This window comes from Ekhidna sp. (assembly GCF_963691765.1).
Taxonomy (GTDB): Bacteria; Bacteroidota; Bacteroidia; order Cytophagales; family Cyclobacteriaceae; genus Ekhidna.
This window is the reverse complement of record NZ_OY829375.1, coordinates 749,124-766,685: the sequence shown is the minus strand read 5'-3', so window position 1 is coordinate 766,685 and position 17,562 is coordinate 749,124. Positions and strand designations below refer to the sequence as shown.

Genomic DNA, 17,562 nt, shown 5'->3' with positions numbered 1-17,562 from the left:
AATTTTTTATTTGATGGTTTTTTGATTTTCTATTCGTTCTAGCGCTTCTTTTAAGCCTTCGCGATTTGCGAGTTGAATACCTAGTCCGGGTCTTACATTTAGCTCCATGATCATTGGTCCTTTTCTATCATCAATGACAAGGTCAACACCTAGGTAGTCGAGCGGAAAGTTTTGGGCTGCCATTACTGACATGGCGATGATTTCATCCCAATGTGGAAGGGTAATACCTGCTACAGGATTTTGTGTGTCGGGGTGAAAAGCAATGTGTTTTTCACCATCGTATGCATCTTTCAATCTACCGGTAGTCATATCTATACCTATACCCAGGCCGCCTTGGTGTAAGTTGGCTTTGCCATTGGATTGACGCGTAGGCATTCTGAGCATACCCATCAGCGGTACACCCTTCAACAGAATAATTCGGATATCAGGAACACCCTCCGGAAAGATCTGATGGAAAATTCGATGTGGGCGAACGTATTCCTCAATTAGCGCAACATCTGAATCTCCAAAAGAATAAATTCCAAATATGACATTCGCAATATGTGTACATACTTCATGGTCTGAGATGACATTGCCTTGGCTGTGCCATAAGCCTTCTTTTTTCTTAAGAATCATAATTCCTTTGCCTCCAGCACCCTTGGCTGGCTTGATTACAAACTCATTCCATTCGCTCACCGATTGCCATGCTTGTTCGATTTTTCCGATCGAATCAATTACCGCATAGGTAGTAGGGCAAGCAATTTGGTGTTGATGAAGGATGCTTTTTGTTAAGCATTTATCATCGGCGTACTTGTAGTTTTTTCGTGAGTTGTTGGGGTATATGAATGATAAATTCCGTTCATTCATCCCCATCACTTTAGATCGAATGTTTGCTATTTTTTGAATCCAATTCATTGTTTTAGCCATTTGTTACATTAAGAAATCTGTAATATTCCATGACACGAAGGCCGATCCATTTGCCAAGCAAAAGGTTGATGCCTGCTACAGTCAATATGATTTCAGGGAAGGTCAGAACAAAGTTTTGAATCAGCGTGCTAGACAGTACCGAGTAGATGAGTATCGTAGTTAATAGCGTTGTTCCATAAAGTTCTAGCGCACTTTTAGTACCCTCTTCCTCGATCTTTCTTGCCACACGTTCACTGACAATCGTAAGGATGATGATAGGGAAGAAAAGTGGGGCCGATGCGGATAACCATCCGGTCGTATGTAAAAATTGGATTGCTACCAATGCCGTCAAAACAACAGCTATCAGCATGGTTGTGATTTTTGCATTGTATTGTATCCCCCATTTCTCCAGAGGAAAATTCACCAGTGCTACAATTCCAATCATGATGCTGAATAGCGTTAGACCAGCCACTAATCCTGTTTCTAAAAGTGAGAGACTAATGAGCACTGGAAGAAATACGCCATACGTTTTGATGCCTATTACATTCTTGAAGATGGCTACCAAAAATGCTCCGAAAGGCAACAATAGGATCATTTTGAACATATCCTGAGGAATTCCTGCATCATCCATCAACTCCCACACATTGAGCATGGCGAATGTTGGATAGTCATGAGCGCGCTCTTTTTTAATCACATAGAGGTAATCGAATGTTAAATCCTTGCTGCGCTTGATGAGAAAATGATCTCCCTTATACAGTTCGAGATAGTGAGCAGGTAGTGATGCAAAATGTCCGTTTAGCGCATCAAAAGGAACCCAAGTGTCATTCACAAGTATCTCTATCCATGAATGAGAAGTTTTCTTGGCTGTCTCCTCCAATATAAGTCCTCCAACTACTCGAGCTGGCATCTTTACATTTCTACAAAGCGCAACAAATAGTCTGCTTTTGCCATTGCATGACGCTTCTCTTCGATCCAGCGCCATTACTGCGTCTGTCAGTTCACTGCTCGATGATGACGGCATTTGATAAACAAAGTCATAAAACGACTGAATGATTGCTAATGCAGTGGTTTTTCCTCGACTTAGCTCCGTTGCTAATTCTGCAATTCTTGCGTCTTCAGATTGTATAAGATCACTAGCTGAAAGGTATTCTTTCAGGTTTTCATCAAAGTACGCCTTGTAACCAAGTGACTCTTGAATGTCATAAGAAATAGGTTTTCCATTGAATTCAAATTGATAAGATATTTTCCTTTTCTCTGCTGCACCCTTCCATTCAATCAATTTATTGGGGCCATCAAGGAAGACTGATCCGAATGTCTCACTATGAGAATTATTCAAGAATATTTGCTGACGCTGATTATTTACAGGCAGAAATGTGCGGATGCTGTAATCCTTTTCCGATTGGAAATAATACTCATAGTTTATGATGTATTTATAGTTTGCTCCGATTTGAGAGTATCCACCATTCTCTTTAATTCTAATCGCTATCAAAATGATTGGGATGGCAATCAAGGCTAGGGCTACTATTCTTAAACTTTTGTTTTCATTCATGATTTCATCTGTTTGCCGCGTCATTATTTGCGGTATTTGGAAGTAAATCCTGAAGAAAGCCCTTGACCCTACCCTTACATTTTAAAAAAAATCGAAAGTATCTTAGCTGCAATAAAAAATCGCCTTTTGGAAGTAGCTGAAAATGATAATGTATGTAAGCAGTCCGTGTATGAGGACTTATTCAGAAAGCTTGCCCCATTATTGAGAAACTTCCTGATGTACAAATTCCAACATGTGGGTTATGCAGAAGATACGGTTCAGGAAGCCTTCTTCACTTTATGGCAGAACTGTAAAAATGTATCTAAGGAGCTAGCCAAAGCCTATGTGTACCGAGTTGCGCAAAATCAAATTATTAAGAAGCTAGAAAAAGACAAGGTCCATCAGAAATATTTAAGCTTTCAGAGCAAAACGGAAGAAGAAGTAGGACCAGATTTCTATCTCGAATATCATGAGTTGGGAGAGAAACTCAAGCTGGCAATAGAGCAACTGCCTGATGGACAGCGAGAGGTATTTTTGATGCACAGGTTTGATAATAAGTCTTATGCTGAAATTGCTGAAGAATTGGAGGTAAGTGTAAAGGCAATAGAGAAGAGAATGCATAAAGCCCTAGTTAAGCTAAGGTTGGTTTGTAAAAAACTTTAAAGATGGGGGTAGGGTGTGAGATTCTCTTCAGGATATACAAGTGTTACGATAATTAGATGAACTGGGAACAAGACGATATTTTTCTTTCAAAGTGGCTCAATGGAGAATTGAGTGAAGAGGAACGTCTTGCATTTGAAAGTACGGAAGAAGGAAAAGAATTTATTCAGTTAATGAAAGCTTCTAAGATGATTAAACCATCAATTTATGATGTTGAATCAGCGCTTTCAGATCTAAATAGACGAATTGAGGCAAATCCCAAACAAGTACAAAAGCAGTTTTGGTTACAGACCAACTTTCAATTGGCTGTTGCCGCTTCCGTAGCGTTGATTGTAGCGGTAGTCTATCTATTCACGCTTGGAGATCAAGACATTCAAACAGGATACAGTGAGCAGGAGATTGTATTACTTCCTGATGGTTCTGAAGTGAAAGTAAATGCTGCTTCTCAGCTTTCTTATGCTGCGGACTCGTGGGAAGAAAATAGATCTATCAATCTGGTAGGGGAGGCTTTTTTCAAAGTTAAAAAAGGCTCAACCTTTGACGTCAAAACAATAAATGGAAACGTGCAAGTCTTAGGGACAAGCTTTAATGTGCGCAGCAGGAGAAATATGCTGGATGTAATCTGCTATACTGGTAAAGTGGCAGTAACTGCTGAAAATACTTCTAAGCAACTTACGCCAGGACAAATGATAAGGATCAAGGATGGCGAAATGATCGAGTTTAAAGTCTTGGATTTAGGAGATGAGCCTACTTGGACGAATGGAATTACCACCTTAGAGAATGTTGACTTACCAGTAGTTCTGGATGAATTAAACCATGTATTTGGTATAACTGTCGAATACGATGGTTCGCTGGATCATCTTTCTTATACTGGAGCGTTCCCTAATCAACAAGTGGAAGCTGCGCTCAAGCTTGTATTTGAACCACTAGATATTGCGTATTCGTTCGACCCTTCATCGAAGGAGCTCGTTATTCACGGCTTAAATAAATAATGAAAGTCATTTGTTCTGTATTTCTCAGTCTAATCATATCTGTGTTGTGTGCACAGGAACGGACTATTTCCTATACTGCAAATGATGTAGCGCTGGTAAAGGTTTTCAAGGAATTGGAAAAAACCTATGGGATTCACTTTGCATTTTCAGTTGATGAAATCAAAAATAGGAATGTCTCAATTAATTCAAAAAATGTGCCCATTCGTGCATTCTTAAACGAACTACTATCGACTCAACAGCTATCATTTAAGATAATAGAAAATGACTTCATTTCAGTTACTAAAGCATCATCGATATTCATGAGAATGTCTCTTAAGGATGCAGAAACAGGTGAACCTTTACCATTTGCAACAGCAAGAATAAAAGGCACTTATCAGGGATACATTGCTGATGTAAATGGAAAATTTGAAGCCGTCATAAATAACCCATCTGAGGTGACTTTAGAAATCTCTTTTATTGGGTATAAAAAGAAAGAATTGGTTGTTAGTACCATTGATCCAAGCAAAGTCCTCGATATTAATCTGGAAAGAGATGCACAGGTGCTGCAAGAAATAGTGGTGAAAGAGTACTTGAACAAAGGAATCACAATTGATGACAGGGCCTCAAAAATTTCTATTGATGTTCAAGATATGGAAATCTTACCTGGTCTTTCCGAACGAGATATTCTCCTTTCCGCTCAGATCTTGGCAGGAATTGGGTCGGCAGATGAATCAGCTGGCGGATTGAATGTTCGAGGCAGCTCGAGAGACAATACCTTTGTGTATTGGAATAAAATTCCAGTCTATCAATCTGCCCATTACTTTGGTAATATTTCCTCCTTTATTCCTTCGGCTATTGGTAAAGTAGATATTTACAAAAACTATGTTCCAGTTAGTTATGGAGGGTCTAGTTCGGGTTTGCTGTTGATTAATTCAAGAAAACCATCAAGCGAGAAACCTGTAGTAGAAACCAACCTAAACTTAACTCACGGCGATCTCTATACCAGTTTACCTTTTGCGAAGCAGTCGGGGCAAATTTCTGTTGCAGCAAGACGATCTTTCAACGATTTAATTTCAACACCCACCTTCAACGCTATCAGCAACAAGCTTTTTGAAGGAAGTTTGACAGAAGATGTGCAGGGGATTTCTGAAGATTTTGAATACAATAGCAAACTCGTCTTTAATGATATCAACGTAGTGGTAGACTTTAAACCTGCTGGAAATAATGAATTCTCAGCAAGCCTCTTGAGCTCAAGGAGTAAGTTGAACTACAATTCTGAGGACGAGGAAGATGTTCTTCAATCTATACAGGAACATAATGTAAGATCCTTTGGGTCGAACCTTTCTTGGACCAGGCGATGGTCTGATCCATTCTCTAGTGAACTAAGCGTTTCATATGCTGATTATCACATGGATTATTCGTTGATCAATGTCAGACGTGAAGAAGACGAAGGTCCGGAAGATGATCTTCAAACGCGTATCAACAATCTCGAAAATTTCGAATCACGACTCAAGCTAACATACGCGCCAGCAAAAAATCATGCAATTGATGCAGGGTATCAGTTTAATGATGTGAAAGCAGATTTGACGATTAATGAAGATTTTTTCTTTGAAGAGGATTTTACTGAATCAATTACGAGTGATGGCAGTGTTCACGGGATATTTGCTAATTACTTCGGAAAGTTCAGTTCAGGAATTCAACTAGGAGCTGGTGTTCGTTACAATGGCTATGAGATTCTCAATGACTACAGAATCGATCGACAACTTAGATTGAACTATGAATTGGCACCAGGCATTCTCTTGAAATCCTCTGCTGGTATTTATCATCAATATATCAGTTCGTTGAAAGAGGTAGATTTTGTATTCTCAAATACCATCGAGCAAAATTGGATCACTGCAGAACGTGAAGAAGACATCCCGGTAATTAAAAATGAGCAAGTGGTACTAGGAGCATTGATTACCAAAGCTGGATGGGTGGTGGATGTTGATGCATACTACAAGCAAGTTTTAGCTCCTGTTGCATGGAATTTTGGATTTCGCATAGAAGATGATGAAGTCTTAGTTTCAGGAGTTGAAGAAATTAAAGGACTTGATTTGACAGTGAAGAAACGGTGGAAGTATTACCGAGCATGGTTGAGCTATACATTTCAGGATTCAGAAGTTGAAGCAAGAGAGCAGGCTTTTACTTCTGGATTAAACATTAGGCATCAATTGCAAGTATCGCAGACCATGAACTACAAGCAGTATGAATTCTCACTCGGCTATACCATGCGTTCAGGATTGCCATTTACTCGTGCTTTAGGTTTTGAGCAATTTGTTGAGGATGATGGAGAGCGATTTTTTGATATTGAGTATGAGGAGGTAAACACTAGCAGATTGCCCACATATCATCGACTCGATGCATCTGCATGGTATAAACTAAAGAAGAAAGAAGGATCTCAGTTTTCTGCAGAGTTCGGTTTATCCATACTTAATGTATTAAATACTAATAATTTCTACAGTAGATCATACTCGATAGAAGAGGACGAGGAAGATCAGATATTCATACTCCAGAGTGATAGAAAGCTAATCGGAATCACGCCGAATGTCAGTGTAAGGTTTAAGTTTTAATCTGTCCATTTTTTAATCAAACAATGTCCACTTCAGATGGTTATTTGAAGGCATAATTAGGATATTGAATGAAGCTTACTGAACGTGAACTGAATAGGGTAATAGAAATGGCTTGGGAGGACAGAACTCCATTTGAAGCTATCAAGTATCAGTTTAAATTGAGTGAAGGGGAAGTAATCAAAATTATGCGTAACGAACTCAAACCATCCAGTTTCAAGCTGTGGAGAAAACGTGTAAATAGTGGTGTAAGCCAAAAGAGCTCAAAAAAGAGAAATCCCGAAATAGACAGATTTAGATGCTCCAGGCAGAGAAATATTTCACTGAATAAGATTTCCAAAAGATGAATTTCCCTACTGATTACGCATCAATCATTGGTCGTCTTAAATCTGTAGACCCTGAGTCGTACGGAAAAAGTAGAAATTTCATGGACGGTGCAGTAACTCAACTTTCACCTTATATCTCTCGAGGGGTAATATCTACTAAGATGGTGATGGATCATGTAATGTCACTAGATCTTCCTTTTTATAAAGTAGAAAAACTTGTTCAAGAACTGGCATGGAGAGACTATTGGCAGCAAGTGTGGCTTGCTAAAGGAGATGATATCAATAGAGATTTAAAGCATCAGCAAGTGGACGTGGAAAATCATGAAATGCCATCAAGTATTGTTGAAGCTGCTACAGGAGTAAATGCCATTGATCATGCAATAGCAGAGTTTTATGATAATGGGTATCTACATAATCATGTGAGGATGTACATAGCATCATTAGCATGCAATGTAGGGAAGTCCCATTGGGTAACACCATCGAGATGGATGTACTATCATTTATTAGATGGAGACTGGGCGAGCAATACACTTAGTTGGCAATGGGTAGCTGGAGCCAATGCAAATAAGAAATACTTTGCGAATCAGGAAAACATAAATAAATACTGTTATTCGGATCAGAGAGGAAGTTATTTAGATGTTTCCTATTCAGAAATTGACCAAATACCTATTCCAAATGAATTGGTAGAAACTGCCAACCCAGCTCTGGAGACACCATTTCCAGAATGCTATGAAATCAAGTTAGATGAGGCAAAGCCAACATTGATTTATAACTACTACAACCTGGATCCTTCCTGGCGTAGTGATATGGATGCGAATAGAATATTACTCATCGAACCATCGATTTTTAATGATCACCCCATTTCTAAGAACTCCATTGACTTCATTTTGGCATTGTCTGAAAACATCCCAGGTATTCAAATTCATGTTGGTGAGTTTGAAGAAATATTAGTGGCAACTTCTAATGAGATCATATTCAAAGAGCATCCTTTGAATCATAGGTATCAAGGAACAGAAGATTCGCGGGATTGGATGTTTGATGTCAAGGGATATTTTCCATCATTTTTTGGGTTCTGGAAAAAATGTAAAAAACAATTGCAATGACAGGTCAGGCAATAAATATTGTTTGGCTTAAGCGTGATTTAAGAACCCAGAATCATGCACCATTTGAGGAAGCCGAGAAGCAGAATATTCCATACAGAGTCATCTACATTTTTGATGAAAAGCTCATCCAACACCCTGATACTTCTTCCAGACACCTTCAGTTTATTTATCATTCCATTTTAGATATGAACCAACAGTTGCAAGAGTATGGAAGAAAAGTAGAAGTCTTCCATGGCGATGCCGTTGACATATTTGAGTACCTCACAACTAATGAGCATGTAGTTAATGTTTATTCATATCAAGAATCTGGTGTGAAGCATAGCTGGGATATAGATAAGAAAGTGTCACATCTATTGACCGAAAAGAATCTTCGCTGGAAAGAATTTGCAAGGGATGGAATTGCAAGAGGAATCAGTAATCGCAAAGGTTGGGACAAGAATTGGTTTGTAACCATGAATAAACCGATGATTGAAAATACATTTTCATTTCAGGATTTAGCTGTGCTTTCTCACCGGTTCGAATTATCGAAAGAACTTCAAAAAACTATTGAAAACTACAGCGAAAATTATCAGCCTGCAGGAGAGCGTTATGCTTGGAAGTACTTAAAATCTTTTGTTGAAAAAAGAGGAACAAAATACAATTTGTTGATTTCGAAACCACTTGAAAGTAGGACCTCTTGTTCAAGAATTTCTACTTATCTGTCTTGGGGGAATTTGAGCATTCAACAGGCTTATCAATTCGTCAAAAATCATCCTAATTACAATGAGAATAAACGTCCGTTTGGCGCATTTCTAACAAGGCTTAAGTGGCATTGCCATTTCATTCAAAAATTTGAAGTAGAGTGCGAATATGAAACCGATTGTATCAATAGAGGGTACGAATTATTAGAAAGGAGCTCAAATGAAGATTATCTCAAAGCCTGGAAAGAAGGGGTTACAGGGTATCCTTTAGTTGATGCTTGCATGCGCGCGCTAAAAGAGACAGGGTGGATCAATTTTAGAATGAGAGCAATGTTGGTTTCATTCCTATGTCATTATCTTGATCAGGATTGGCGCAAGGGAGTATATCATCTGGCCAATTATTTTTTGGACTACGAACCAGGTATTCACTATCCTCAGTTTCAAATGCAAGCTGGCACTACAGGTATCAATACAGTCAGAATTTACAATCCAGTCAAACAGTCCAAAGACCATGATCCCAATGGAGTGTTTATTAAATCATGGGTGCCTGAGTTGGCAAATGTTGAAGTTCAGCACATTCATGAACCTTGGGAAATGACACCTCTTGAACAACAATATTGCAGGGTGACCATTGGTGAAGATTATCCCAATCCGATTGTAGACTTAGTGGAAAGCGGAAGAAACGCACGAACAAAGATCTGGGGCCATAGAAAAAATCCAGAAGTTCGACTAGAAAAAGAACGGATTTTAAGAACACATACTCGAAGGGGTTAGCATATGAAGGAAGCAGCAATCATCTTTCCACATCAACTGTTTGAGGATCATCCAATACTATCTGATGGAAAAAAAGTTTTCTTGATTGAAGAATGGTTATTCTTCAATCAGTATCGATTTCATAAACAGAAATTGGTTTTTCATCGCGCTTCAATGAAATGCTACGAGTCGTACCTTCATGATTTGGGGTGTTATGTTGAATATATCGAAGCTTCAGATGTTAGATGTGATATTCGAAAGTTGATTGGTAGTCTGGATGTAGAAGCTATCCATGTAATTGATCCAATCGATAATTACCTGAGTAGGAGACTAAATACTGCATCTGAAAAATGTGGCATTCAAGTTATAGCGTACGCATCTCCAGGCTTTATTAATACCAAAGAAGATTTATCCGTCTTTTTTAAGCCAACAAAAAAGAAATTTTTTCAGACTGAGTTCTACATCTCTCAGCGCAAGAAATTGAACATACTATTAGATCAAGGGAATAATCCGATTGGTGGTAAATGGACGTTTGATGCTGAAAACAGAAAAAAATACCCAAAGGAAAAAATGCCTCCAGGAATAAATTATCCAACTCCAGATGGTCACTATAAAGAAGCGATTAGCTATGTAGCAGATCAGTTTCAGGAGAATCCTGGCACTTTAAGTGATTTTCAATTGTATCCCACAAATTTTGAAGACGCCAAATCATGGTTGGACCAATTTCTTCAGATTCGATTCTCGGCTTTTGGCGACTATGAGGATGCCATTGTAGCAAACGAAAATATCCTAAATCACAGCGTCCTTTCTCCATTGATAAACAGTGGACTTTTAACTCCTGCATATGTGGTAAATGAAATACTGGCTTACGCAGATAAGAACACAATTGCCATTAATAATACCGAAGGAATTGTAAGGCAAATTATTGGTTGGAGAGAGTTTATTCGTGGAGTTTATGAAGTGAAAGGAACTGAAGAGAGAACTAAAAATTTTTGGAAGTTCGATCGAAAGATTCCTGATTCATTTTATGAAGGGACGACTGGGATTGATCCCATAGATATCACTATCAAAAAGTTACTTGCTACAGGTTATAACCATCACATTGAACGATTGATGGTATTGGGCAATTTCATGGTGCTTTGTGAATTTGATCCTGATGAAGTCTATCGTTGGTTTATGGAAATGTATATCGATTCATACGATTGGGTTATGGTACCCAATGTGTATGGAATGAGTCAATTTGCTGATGGTGGATTGATGTCTACCAAACCATACATCAGCGGTAGTAATTATTTGATGAAAATGAGTAATTATAAAAAGGGAGATTGGCAGGTGATTTGGGATGGGCTGTTCTGGCGATTCATGGATTGCCATCGAGATTTTTTCCTTAGTAATCCTAGACTTGGAATGTTAGTGAGAACGTTCGATAAAATGCCTCCTGAGAAAAAGGAGGCCCATCATAAAGTTGCAGAAGATTATTTGAAGAGCCTTTAGTTAGTACTTACTACGGAATCATCAGATTTTAACCTGTAATAGACGACTATTGATACTTTACGATCAAAAGCATTCCCAAATACTTGATTAAAGTAGCTATTCTCTGATTCTTCTAGTCCATAAGGCTTTGGAACAAACGGAATATTATTAGACTTGAAAATCTTCCCCACTGTCTCTATTCTCCGTTTGCTTAGATCAAAATTGTATTCTTTCGCCCCGGTGACATCTGCATATCCTCTTAGAATTACGCCTACAATGCTTATTGATTCGTTCTCCAGTAGTTCTTGAATCTTCATTTTTGCATTCAGGTCAAGCTCAGATTTATTGTTTTCAAAGTATACTTCAGTTGTAGAGTTAAGCACACTTTTGTTGTCTTTCATGATTATTCGGAGCTCTGGTTTTTTCCAAAGAGGTAATCCGTAATACGTAGTAAAAGTGATAGGTCTTTGACTGCTCAAATATTGATTTTCCCATCTTAGGAGGTACGCACTATCTCCATATTTCACCTTACGCAAGCGGTAATCCCACTTCACCAGGTGAAGATATGGCCATCGGCCAACGACTAATTTATCTGGGGGTGTTGCGTTCCAGCCAGCGATAAGTGCTGAGCCCATCAGCTTAGATGTATCATTTGGTGTGTGATAGAATAGCAACTCCGACGGTATGTGATCTCCTCTAAACTCGTACTCATAAGGGATAATGGTTCCATTGGCTCCAATTTCGCATGCGTCGTTATCGTCCATCATGGTATCGAAAAGGAGACTTAAGCCAACGTTTCTTGTGCGGACTTCATCAGTTTTTAGTTCGTAGCTTATCTGATAATACTGAGCCAACCCGTGACTGATTGGATTGCCATCCTTATCCACGGGCTGTAACATTTGTCTTATTTTGACTTTCCCGAATTGAAAAGTAGTGACCACCTTTGGGGTGATGCCACTACCATCAAAGTCCGTGATCCCTTTTAGATACTCAACATCCTTTGCAAATGGTGTATTACTAGCCAGCTTGCCATCTACATTTACTACAAAGTGTGAGGTAGATTGAGGCACAGGGTATCCATACATCAATCTTTGACTTCCCGCGCCAAGTGTAAATCTTCCGTCATCACCCAATTCATCGATTAGGTTGACGCCAGATTCAAGCTCAAACTCCATCTTATGTTTAAGCGCCTTTTCCTGCTCATCAAGTGCCCTTTGCTGATCTTTATCTGCATATTGATAGGCAAGCAATAAGTAACCATATGCAGCTTTAAACTGAGACAGTTTTTCACTGATACTTGAAAGTGATAAGTAAGCAAATAGGTTAGGCTTTAAGTGTATCGATCTATTGGCAAGATCAGCTGCAAATTCAAGAATGCTTTTTTGGAAATACCGTTGACTGATGTCGTAAGAAATGTCAGCAAAAGCTTCAGCATCCTCCGGTAAATAATCCTCTATGTATTGAGAAATATACTCAGGATATTTATCAGGATTATGTTTAGAAGAATATTGTAGGTTTCCAATCAATAGTACAGAATCGGGATCTTTGAGAAAGTCTCCATATCGATTGATGTATTGTGTTCTCCTACGCAACAGCGCACTATTTCCTTTTTCAAGAGCTAGATCTAATAAATTGTCAAAAGAATTCAATAGAAGCTGTTGCCGTCCTGTTGGAAACGTAGATTTTACAATTTCTGAATTAACTACTCGCTGAAATAGAATTCGATCTTTGGACTGAAGGAATCGCTGAATCAATTGCCAATTTTCGGGCTCTGTATATTCTTTTTCCTTTAGGTCATACAAGTATTTGGTGGCAAGGCTTCTTGCCTTATGTTCATTGATCCAGGAAAGTGCAAGCAAATAATTCCGAACATTCTCCATTCTCTTATCATTCTTTTGATACTCCTTTAGGTAGTCGTTGAGATGTACTAAGCTATTGGCTAGCTCATAGAAATGATTGGGAGGAATAGCTCCTTCTGCACGATAAACCAATCGACCCTTAGGGTCATAAAATGTAAGGGTGGGGTAAGCTTCAATGCCTAATGAATTTACAAGCGATAGTTGTTCATTTTCAGCGTCAACGCGAACAGAAATAAAGTGGGCATCAAAAAATTCACCTATCGAGTCGTTAGAGAAGACTTCTTGCTCCATCAGTTTACATGGCTTGCACCAGTCGGCATAGAAGTCCACAAATACAAATTTGTTTTCAAGCTGAGCCCGTTGAAGTGCTTCTTTAACGGTTATATTTTGAAAGGGAATAGTCTTAGCCTGTGAAACAAGCAAGCTGCCTGTCAAAAGGAGAAAGGATAGGAAGTGGTGCATAACATGATTATGAACGATGGTAACTTGAAAAAGTATACGATTCTGCAAACAAAAAAAGCTGCGCAAGGCAGCTTTTAGGATAATCTTCAGCTCGTTCTTACTCAACTTTCAGTCCCACAACTGGGTTGGCTTTTGATACTTTTCGTACTTGAGTAGATACTGTAGCAAGTAGTACGAATATGAGTAGAATAACAGCAATCATCACCCCAGACACTGTCATTGGGATATGATATTCATAAACTTCATCCATTAATGCTTCCATCAAATAAAAACTGATTGGTCCACCTATAGTAAGAGAGATTGCGAATAGCAATATGTATTGTTTAGTGATGTTAGAGGCAATGTTTTTAAGCTGTGCACCTAGCACTTTTCGAATGCTAAACTCTCTAACTCTTCCTGTAACATTTAGTGTAACCAATCCATAGAGTCCAAGCGCAGCTAGCATTACAGCAATGAAGGCAACCGCTTTCATGAATTTGGCATGATTTCCAATTTCCTCGAAGTAATTACCAAACACGTCTTCTTGGTGTCCACCATTAAATGGGATTTCTGGGAAGAGATTTGCCCAGGTTTCTTGCAAAGCCTCATAGGTTTCTTCTTCGGTGCCTTCCATGACTTTTAGAGACAAGTATCTGTAATCTTCTTTTTCAGCTACAATCAGCATCATTGGTCTGATTTCATCAAAGAAACTCCACTGGTGAAAGTCTTTCACCACACCTATGATCTCGTATTGAACACTGTCAATCTTGAAGAAAGATCCAACTGGCTCATCCAGTTCCATGCTCTTGACCATCAGTTCATTCGCGATCACAGCTCTTTTATCACTTTCAAAGCGATCTCTGAAAAATCTTCCTTCCAACAGTTCTAATCCCATTGATTCAGCATAATTAGCGTCAGCCCCTAGCTCAGTTACCTCATATTGTCTTTCAGGCGTTTCGATTACGCGCGTCCATGAGCTTCTTCCTAAGTGATTTCTAGACCCAAGCACCTGCTCCACATTTGGATTTTGCATCATAGCAGCACTTAGTTTGTCAAATGAAGATTGATCCGGCACTCTTACATACATTGCTTTAAGCGGATCATACCCCCAACTTCGTTTTGCTTGATAGGTCGTATTTTGAGTAAAGATCACACCACAAGTGATCGTAATACAAGCTAAAATCAATTGGAAGCCAAGGAATATTTTAGTGAGTGGATTTTTCTTCCCAAACTGAACGGAGCCTTTGAATATTCTTACCACCTCAAATTTTGCAATATAAAAGGCAGGGTAGATTCCAGAAGCAACCCCGGTAAACAGCAAAATTGACCCAAGGAATATCCAGAGGTTTGCATCAGTAAGTCTTAGGCCAAGGTTCAAATTGAATAGATTATTGAACCATGGGAGAAATGCGAAAGCACCAAGTAGAAGTCCGAAGAATAAAGCGAATAGGGTCACAAAAATATTTTCAGATATAAATTGGATGATGACCAATTTTTTGTCAGCGCCTATTACTTTCCGCACACCAATTTCTTTAAGTCTTTTGGATGCAGAAACAATAGCGATATTGATGTAATTAAAGCAGGCCAGGAGTAACATGAATATGCCTATAATTGGAAGGACTAACCTTGCTTCGTCTTGCACTCCGGAAGAAATATCGCTGCTGATATCGCCAGACCTATTATGTAAGTCTGCCAGCTTAATAAATTCAAATTTGGAGATCGCCCAATCTTCTCTAACGGTATTTTGAAGTTTGCGGTACTTCTCCATGCCATTTTCAATGATTGCGAGATCTGAAGGCTGTTTTACCTGAATGAGTGTCGCATTGACAAATCCTCTCCAGTTGGTTAAATCATAGTTGGGATGGGTGGTGTTAATGTTTTCAAAATTTACTAGAAAGCCAAAATCAATAGCATGCGCTAATGGGAACTTTTCAGCAACTCCGGTTACAGTAAATGTTTTTCTTTGGTCACCGAATAGGAGTAGGAGACTTTTCCCAATTGGATTTTCATCTCCAAAGTATTTAATGGCACGCGACTCACTTAGAATGATGCTGTTCATATCCTCTAGCGAACTCTTTTGTCCCCATTTTAGTGGGAATGTGAACATCTCTAGAAATGAAGGATCAACGAAACGAATATCTTCATTGAATACATTATCCTCGAATTTCACTACTGCCCCGAAATCTTCTATTCTACACACGTTTTCAATATGTGTAAAGTCTTCCTTTAGCATGGCACCTAGTGGAGTTGGAGAAAGACCTAAGTGGCGTTCCGTCCCATCTCTATCTACATAAAAGGTAGTCAGATAAACTTCTTCTTTTTTCTCGTGGAAACTATCGATTGCAAAATCAAACTCGATAAATGAGTATACGATTAAACAAACACCGATTGCGACTGCTAATCCAAATAAGTTAATGAATGAGCTTAATGGGTTTTTCATCAAGCTCCTAAGGGAGGTTTTTAGGTAGTTTTTGAACATTGGCTTCCTTTTTTAGTCCTGATTGGTGACCTATTTCCGATCTAAGAGAAATAGAGCTCTGCTCTATAAGAATGTATTTTGAAGCCAAAGGTTGCTTTTGAGGAATACTATTTTGTTTTTAAAGGCGAATTAATGCGATCTTATTTATGCTATATGCTCTTGAGACTTGCTTATTACTCTGTCGAAATAGAATATCTCATAATTTCATCTTTGGTCATCCAATGTATATCAGCTGCCGGAGCAGCATTAATGGTAAAGAAATAGAAATCTCGTGCCAGTTGCTCTTCTATTCCAATGTCGATGTAGTATTGAATGTATAACTGATGTTCCTCAGCATCTTCAGAAAATTCATTGGCTTCTCTTTTCCCGTCGGACCAGGAATGAACACCTACTTGTGCATTCTCACCTATTGATCGATTGATTCCTGCCAGAAAAAGGTCTACTGCTCCAGATGCAATGAATCCATTGTTTTCAACATGAGTATTTAATCTCAGCTTGCGTAAGCTACGCCCCAATTGCACATTTACCTCATCATCTTCTGAGCCTGGTGCTTCCTTAAATATTAATAATGTGGTCTCAGGGTTTTGTCTGATTGCTTCATTAAAAGCCTTTAATGAATTGCGATTGATGTCATCATTCAATGCTATTGTTGTGTCATTTAGGATAGCGAAAGGTTTAATCAACCTAATCCCAACACTTTCTCTTTTACATGAAAAGGCAATCGACGATATGACTAAAATTAGTTTTAGATAATTAGTGTTCATTTCGATTATTTTAGAATTAATGCATGTATGATCCATCAGGTAAGATGGTTGGTAGTTTGTATCCACTATCTGTCAATAGTTTAAATACTGCTCTATCTTCATTTTCTACCTTATTCCTTGTATTTAACTTCCATTCATGTCCAATTTCATTGAATCGATTTTCTTGTGCACCTAAAATGGAAGTCATTGCCCAGTAGATATATTCGGTGGCCATGCATGAATAGTCGCAAGTTTCATCATCGTAGGTATACCAGGCAGAAGATGGGTATGGGTTTGGAATTTCTGTAAACATTCCGCCTCTTGCGATGTCCATTGCTTTGGCTAATTCAGTTCCTGCTTGTTCACCAAATACGTCCGGGTAAGCGTTTGCATATCCTGCATGAGTAATAATATGAAGTACTTCTTCCAGTGCCGCATCGAAAGGGCCAGTTTTAGTAGCATGCCATTCTGGATGAGTTTCATCGTTGCCGAGATCTTGCCCTTCTCGATTGGCAGGAGGATCTATATTTAAATCAGATTCTCTCTTCCACATGACAATAAATGCTTTTGCTTCAAGCATTGCATCAAGAACTTTTTGATCATCTACATTACCATCTTCATCATTGTCAAGGTATTGGGCCAATAGATTCGCTGCATGTAGCAAGTTTTCATCCTTCACGCGCGAAACAGCATAAATATCAATACCAAAGACGACTACCTTTTTGCTGAATGATGAAAACCCAGCATCATTGTTGGCTACAATAGTAAAGTTTGGGTCATTACCTGGGTTTACTTCCTCAGGTTTTACTTCTTCCTTGCTACAAGAGAAAAGCATGAGATTGATTATGAGTAGAAACATTTTGAATTTTTTCATGTGTTTAGATTTAAATAAAAAAAGGCACATACTTCAGTTATCTCATTTGATAACCGAGGTATGTGCCTTAGACACAAGCCTTAATGTCAATCTCCCAATTTCTTCCTCAGTGTTGGAGATTAACTGGCATTAATAAATCTAATACAGTCTTTATCGATTTTACCCTACTGGAGGTTTCACA

At 38.7% G+C, this 17,562-nt stretch carries 13 protein-coding genes; 7 read left to right on the top strand and 6 right to left on the bottom strand.

Annotated features, from left to right (window positions below; genetic code table 11):
- Positions 1-6: 6 nt before the first annotated feature.
- Positions 7-894 carry a sugar-transfer associated ATP-grasp domain-containing protein gene (locus ACY650_RS03565; protein ID WP_462251817.1) on the bottom strand — a complete coding sequence of 296 codons (888 nt, stop codon included), beginning with the start codon at positions 892-894 and terminating at the stop codon, positions 7-9.
- A 4-nt stretch (positions 895-898) separates the two neighbouring features.
- Complete coding sequence (locus tag ACY650_RS03560) at positions 899-2,458, bottom strand: 7TM domain-containing protein (protein WP_462251815.1); 1,560 nt, start codon at positions 2,456-2,458, stop codon at positions 899-901.
- Positions 2,459-2,560: 102 nt separating this feature from the next.
- Between ACY650_RS03560 and ACY650_RS03555 the strand changes: the two genes are divergently transcribed.
- The 7 genes from ACY650_RS03555 (at position 2,561) to ACY650_RS03525 (ending at position 11,006) form a co-directional block, all read left to right on the top strand.
- On the top strand, positions 2,561-3,076 hold the full coding sequence (locus ACY650_RS03555; RefSeq protein WP_462251813.1) for an RNA polymerase sigma factor: 516 nt from the start codon (positions 2,561-2,563) through the stop codon (positions 3,074-3,076).
- A 56-nt stretch (positions 3,077-3,132) separates the two neighbouring features.
- Positions 3,133-4,065, top strand: a complete 933-nt coding sequence (locus ACY650_RS03550; RefSeq protein WP_462251811.1) for a FecR family protein — start codon at positions 3,133-3,135, stop codon at positions 4,063-4,065.
- Positions 4,065-6,653, top strand: coding sequence for a carboxypeptidase-like regulatory domain-containing protein (locus tag ACY650_RS03545; protein WP_462251809.1), 2,589 nt, complete (start codon positions 4,065-4,067; stop codon positions 6,651-6,653). Before ACY650_RS03550 ends, ACY650_RS03545 begins: the two co-directional genes overlap by 1 nt.
- Before the next feature lie 68 nt (positions 6,654-6,721).
- On the top strand, positions 6,722-6,997 hold the full coding sequence (locus ACY650_RS03540) for a TIGR03643 family protein (RefSeq protein WP_462251807.1): 276 nt from the start codon (positions 6,722-6,724) through the stop codon (positions 6,995-6,997).
- Positions 6,994-8,079 (top strand): FAD-binding domain-containing protein, encoded by a 1,086-nt coding sequence (locus ACY650_RS03535; protein ID WP_462251805.1) that lies wholly within the window; start codon positions 6,994-6,996, stop codon positions 8,077-8,079. The genes ACY650_RS03540 and ACY650_RS03535 overlap by 4 nt, the downstream gene beginning before the upstream one ends.
- Positions 8,076-9,533 carry a cryptochrome/deoxyribodipyrimidine photo-lyase family protein gene (locus ACY650_RS03530; protein ID WP_462251803.1) on the top strand — a complete coding sequence of 486 codons (1,458 nt, stop codon included), beginning with the start codon at positions 8,076-8,078 and terminating at the stop codon, positions 9,531-9,533. The genes ACY650_RS03535 and ACY650_RS03530 overlap by 4 nt, the downstream gene beginning before the upstream one ends.
- Positions 9,534-9,536: 3 nt before the next feature.
- Positions 9,537-11,006, top strand: a complete 1,470-nt coding sequence (locus ACY650_RS03525) for a cryptochrome/photolyase family protein (RefSeq protein WP_462251801.1) — start codon at positions 9,537-9,539, stop codon at positions 11,004-11,006.
- On the opposite strand, the gene ACY650_RS03520 is transcribed toward ACY650_RS03525, so the two are convergent.
- From ACY650_RS03520 to ACY650_RS03505, 4 genes are all read right to left on the bottom strand, one after another.
- Positions 11,003-13,306 carry a thioredoxin fold domain-containing protein gene (locus tag ACY650_RS03520; protein ID WP_462251799.1) on the bottom strand — a complete coding sequence of 768 codons (2,304 nt, stop codon included), beginning with the start codon at positions 13,304-13,306 and terminating at the stop codon, positions 11,003-11,005. The genes ACY650_RS03525 and ACY650_RS03520 overlap by 4 nt on opposite strands.
- Positions 13,307-13,403: 97 nt before the next feature.
- Positions 13,404-15,725 (bottom strand): ABC transporter permease, encoded by a 2,322-nt coding sequence (locus ACY650_RS03515; protein ID WP_462251797.1) that lies wholly within the window; start codon positions 15,723-15,725, stop codon positions 13,404-13,406.
- A 212-nt stretch (positions 15,726-15,937) separates the two neighbouring features.
- Complete coding sequence (locus ACY650_RS03510) at positions 15,938-16,528, bottom strand: hypothetical protein (RefSeq protein WP_462251795.1); 591 nt, start codon at positions 16,526-16,528, stop codon at positions 15,938-15,940.
- A 16-nt stretch (positions 16,529-16,544) separates the two neighbouring features.
- Complete coding sequence (locus ACY650_RS03505) at positions 16,545-17,381, bottom strand: hypothetical protein (protein ID WP_462251793.1); 837 nt, start codon at positions 17,379-17,381, stop codon at positions 16,545-16,547.
- Positions 17,382-17,562: the final 181 nt, after the last annotated feature.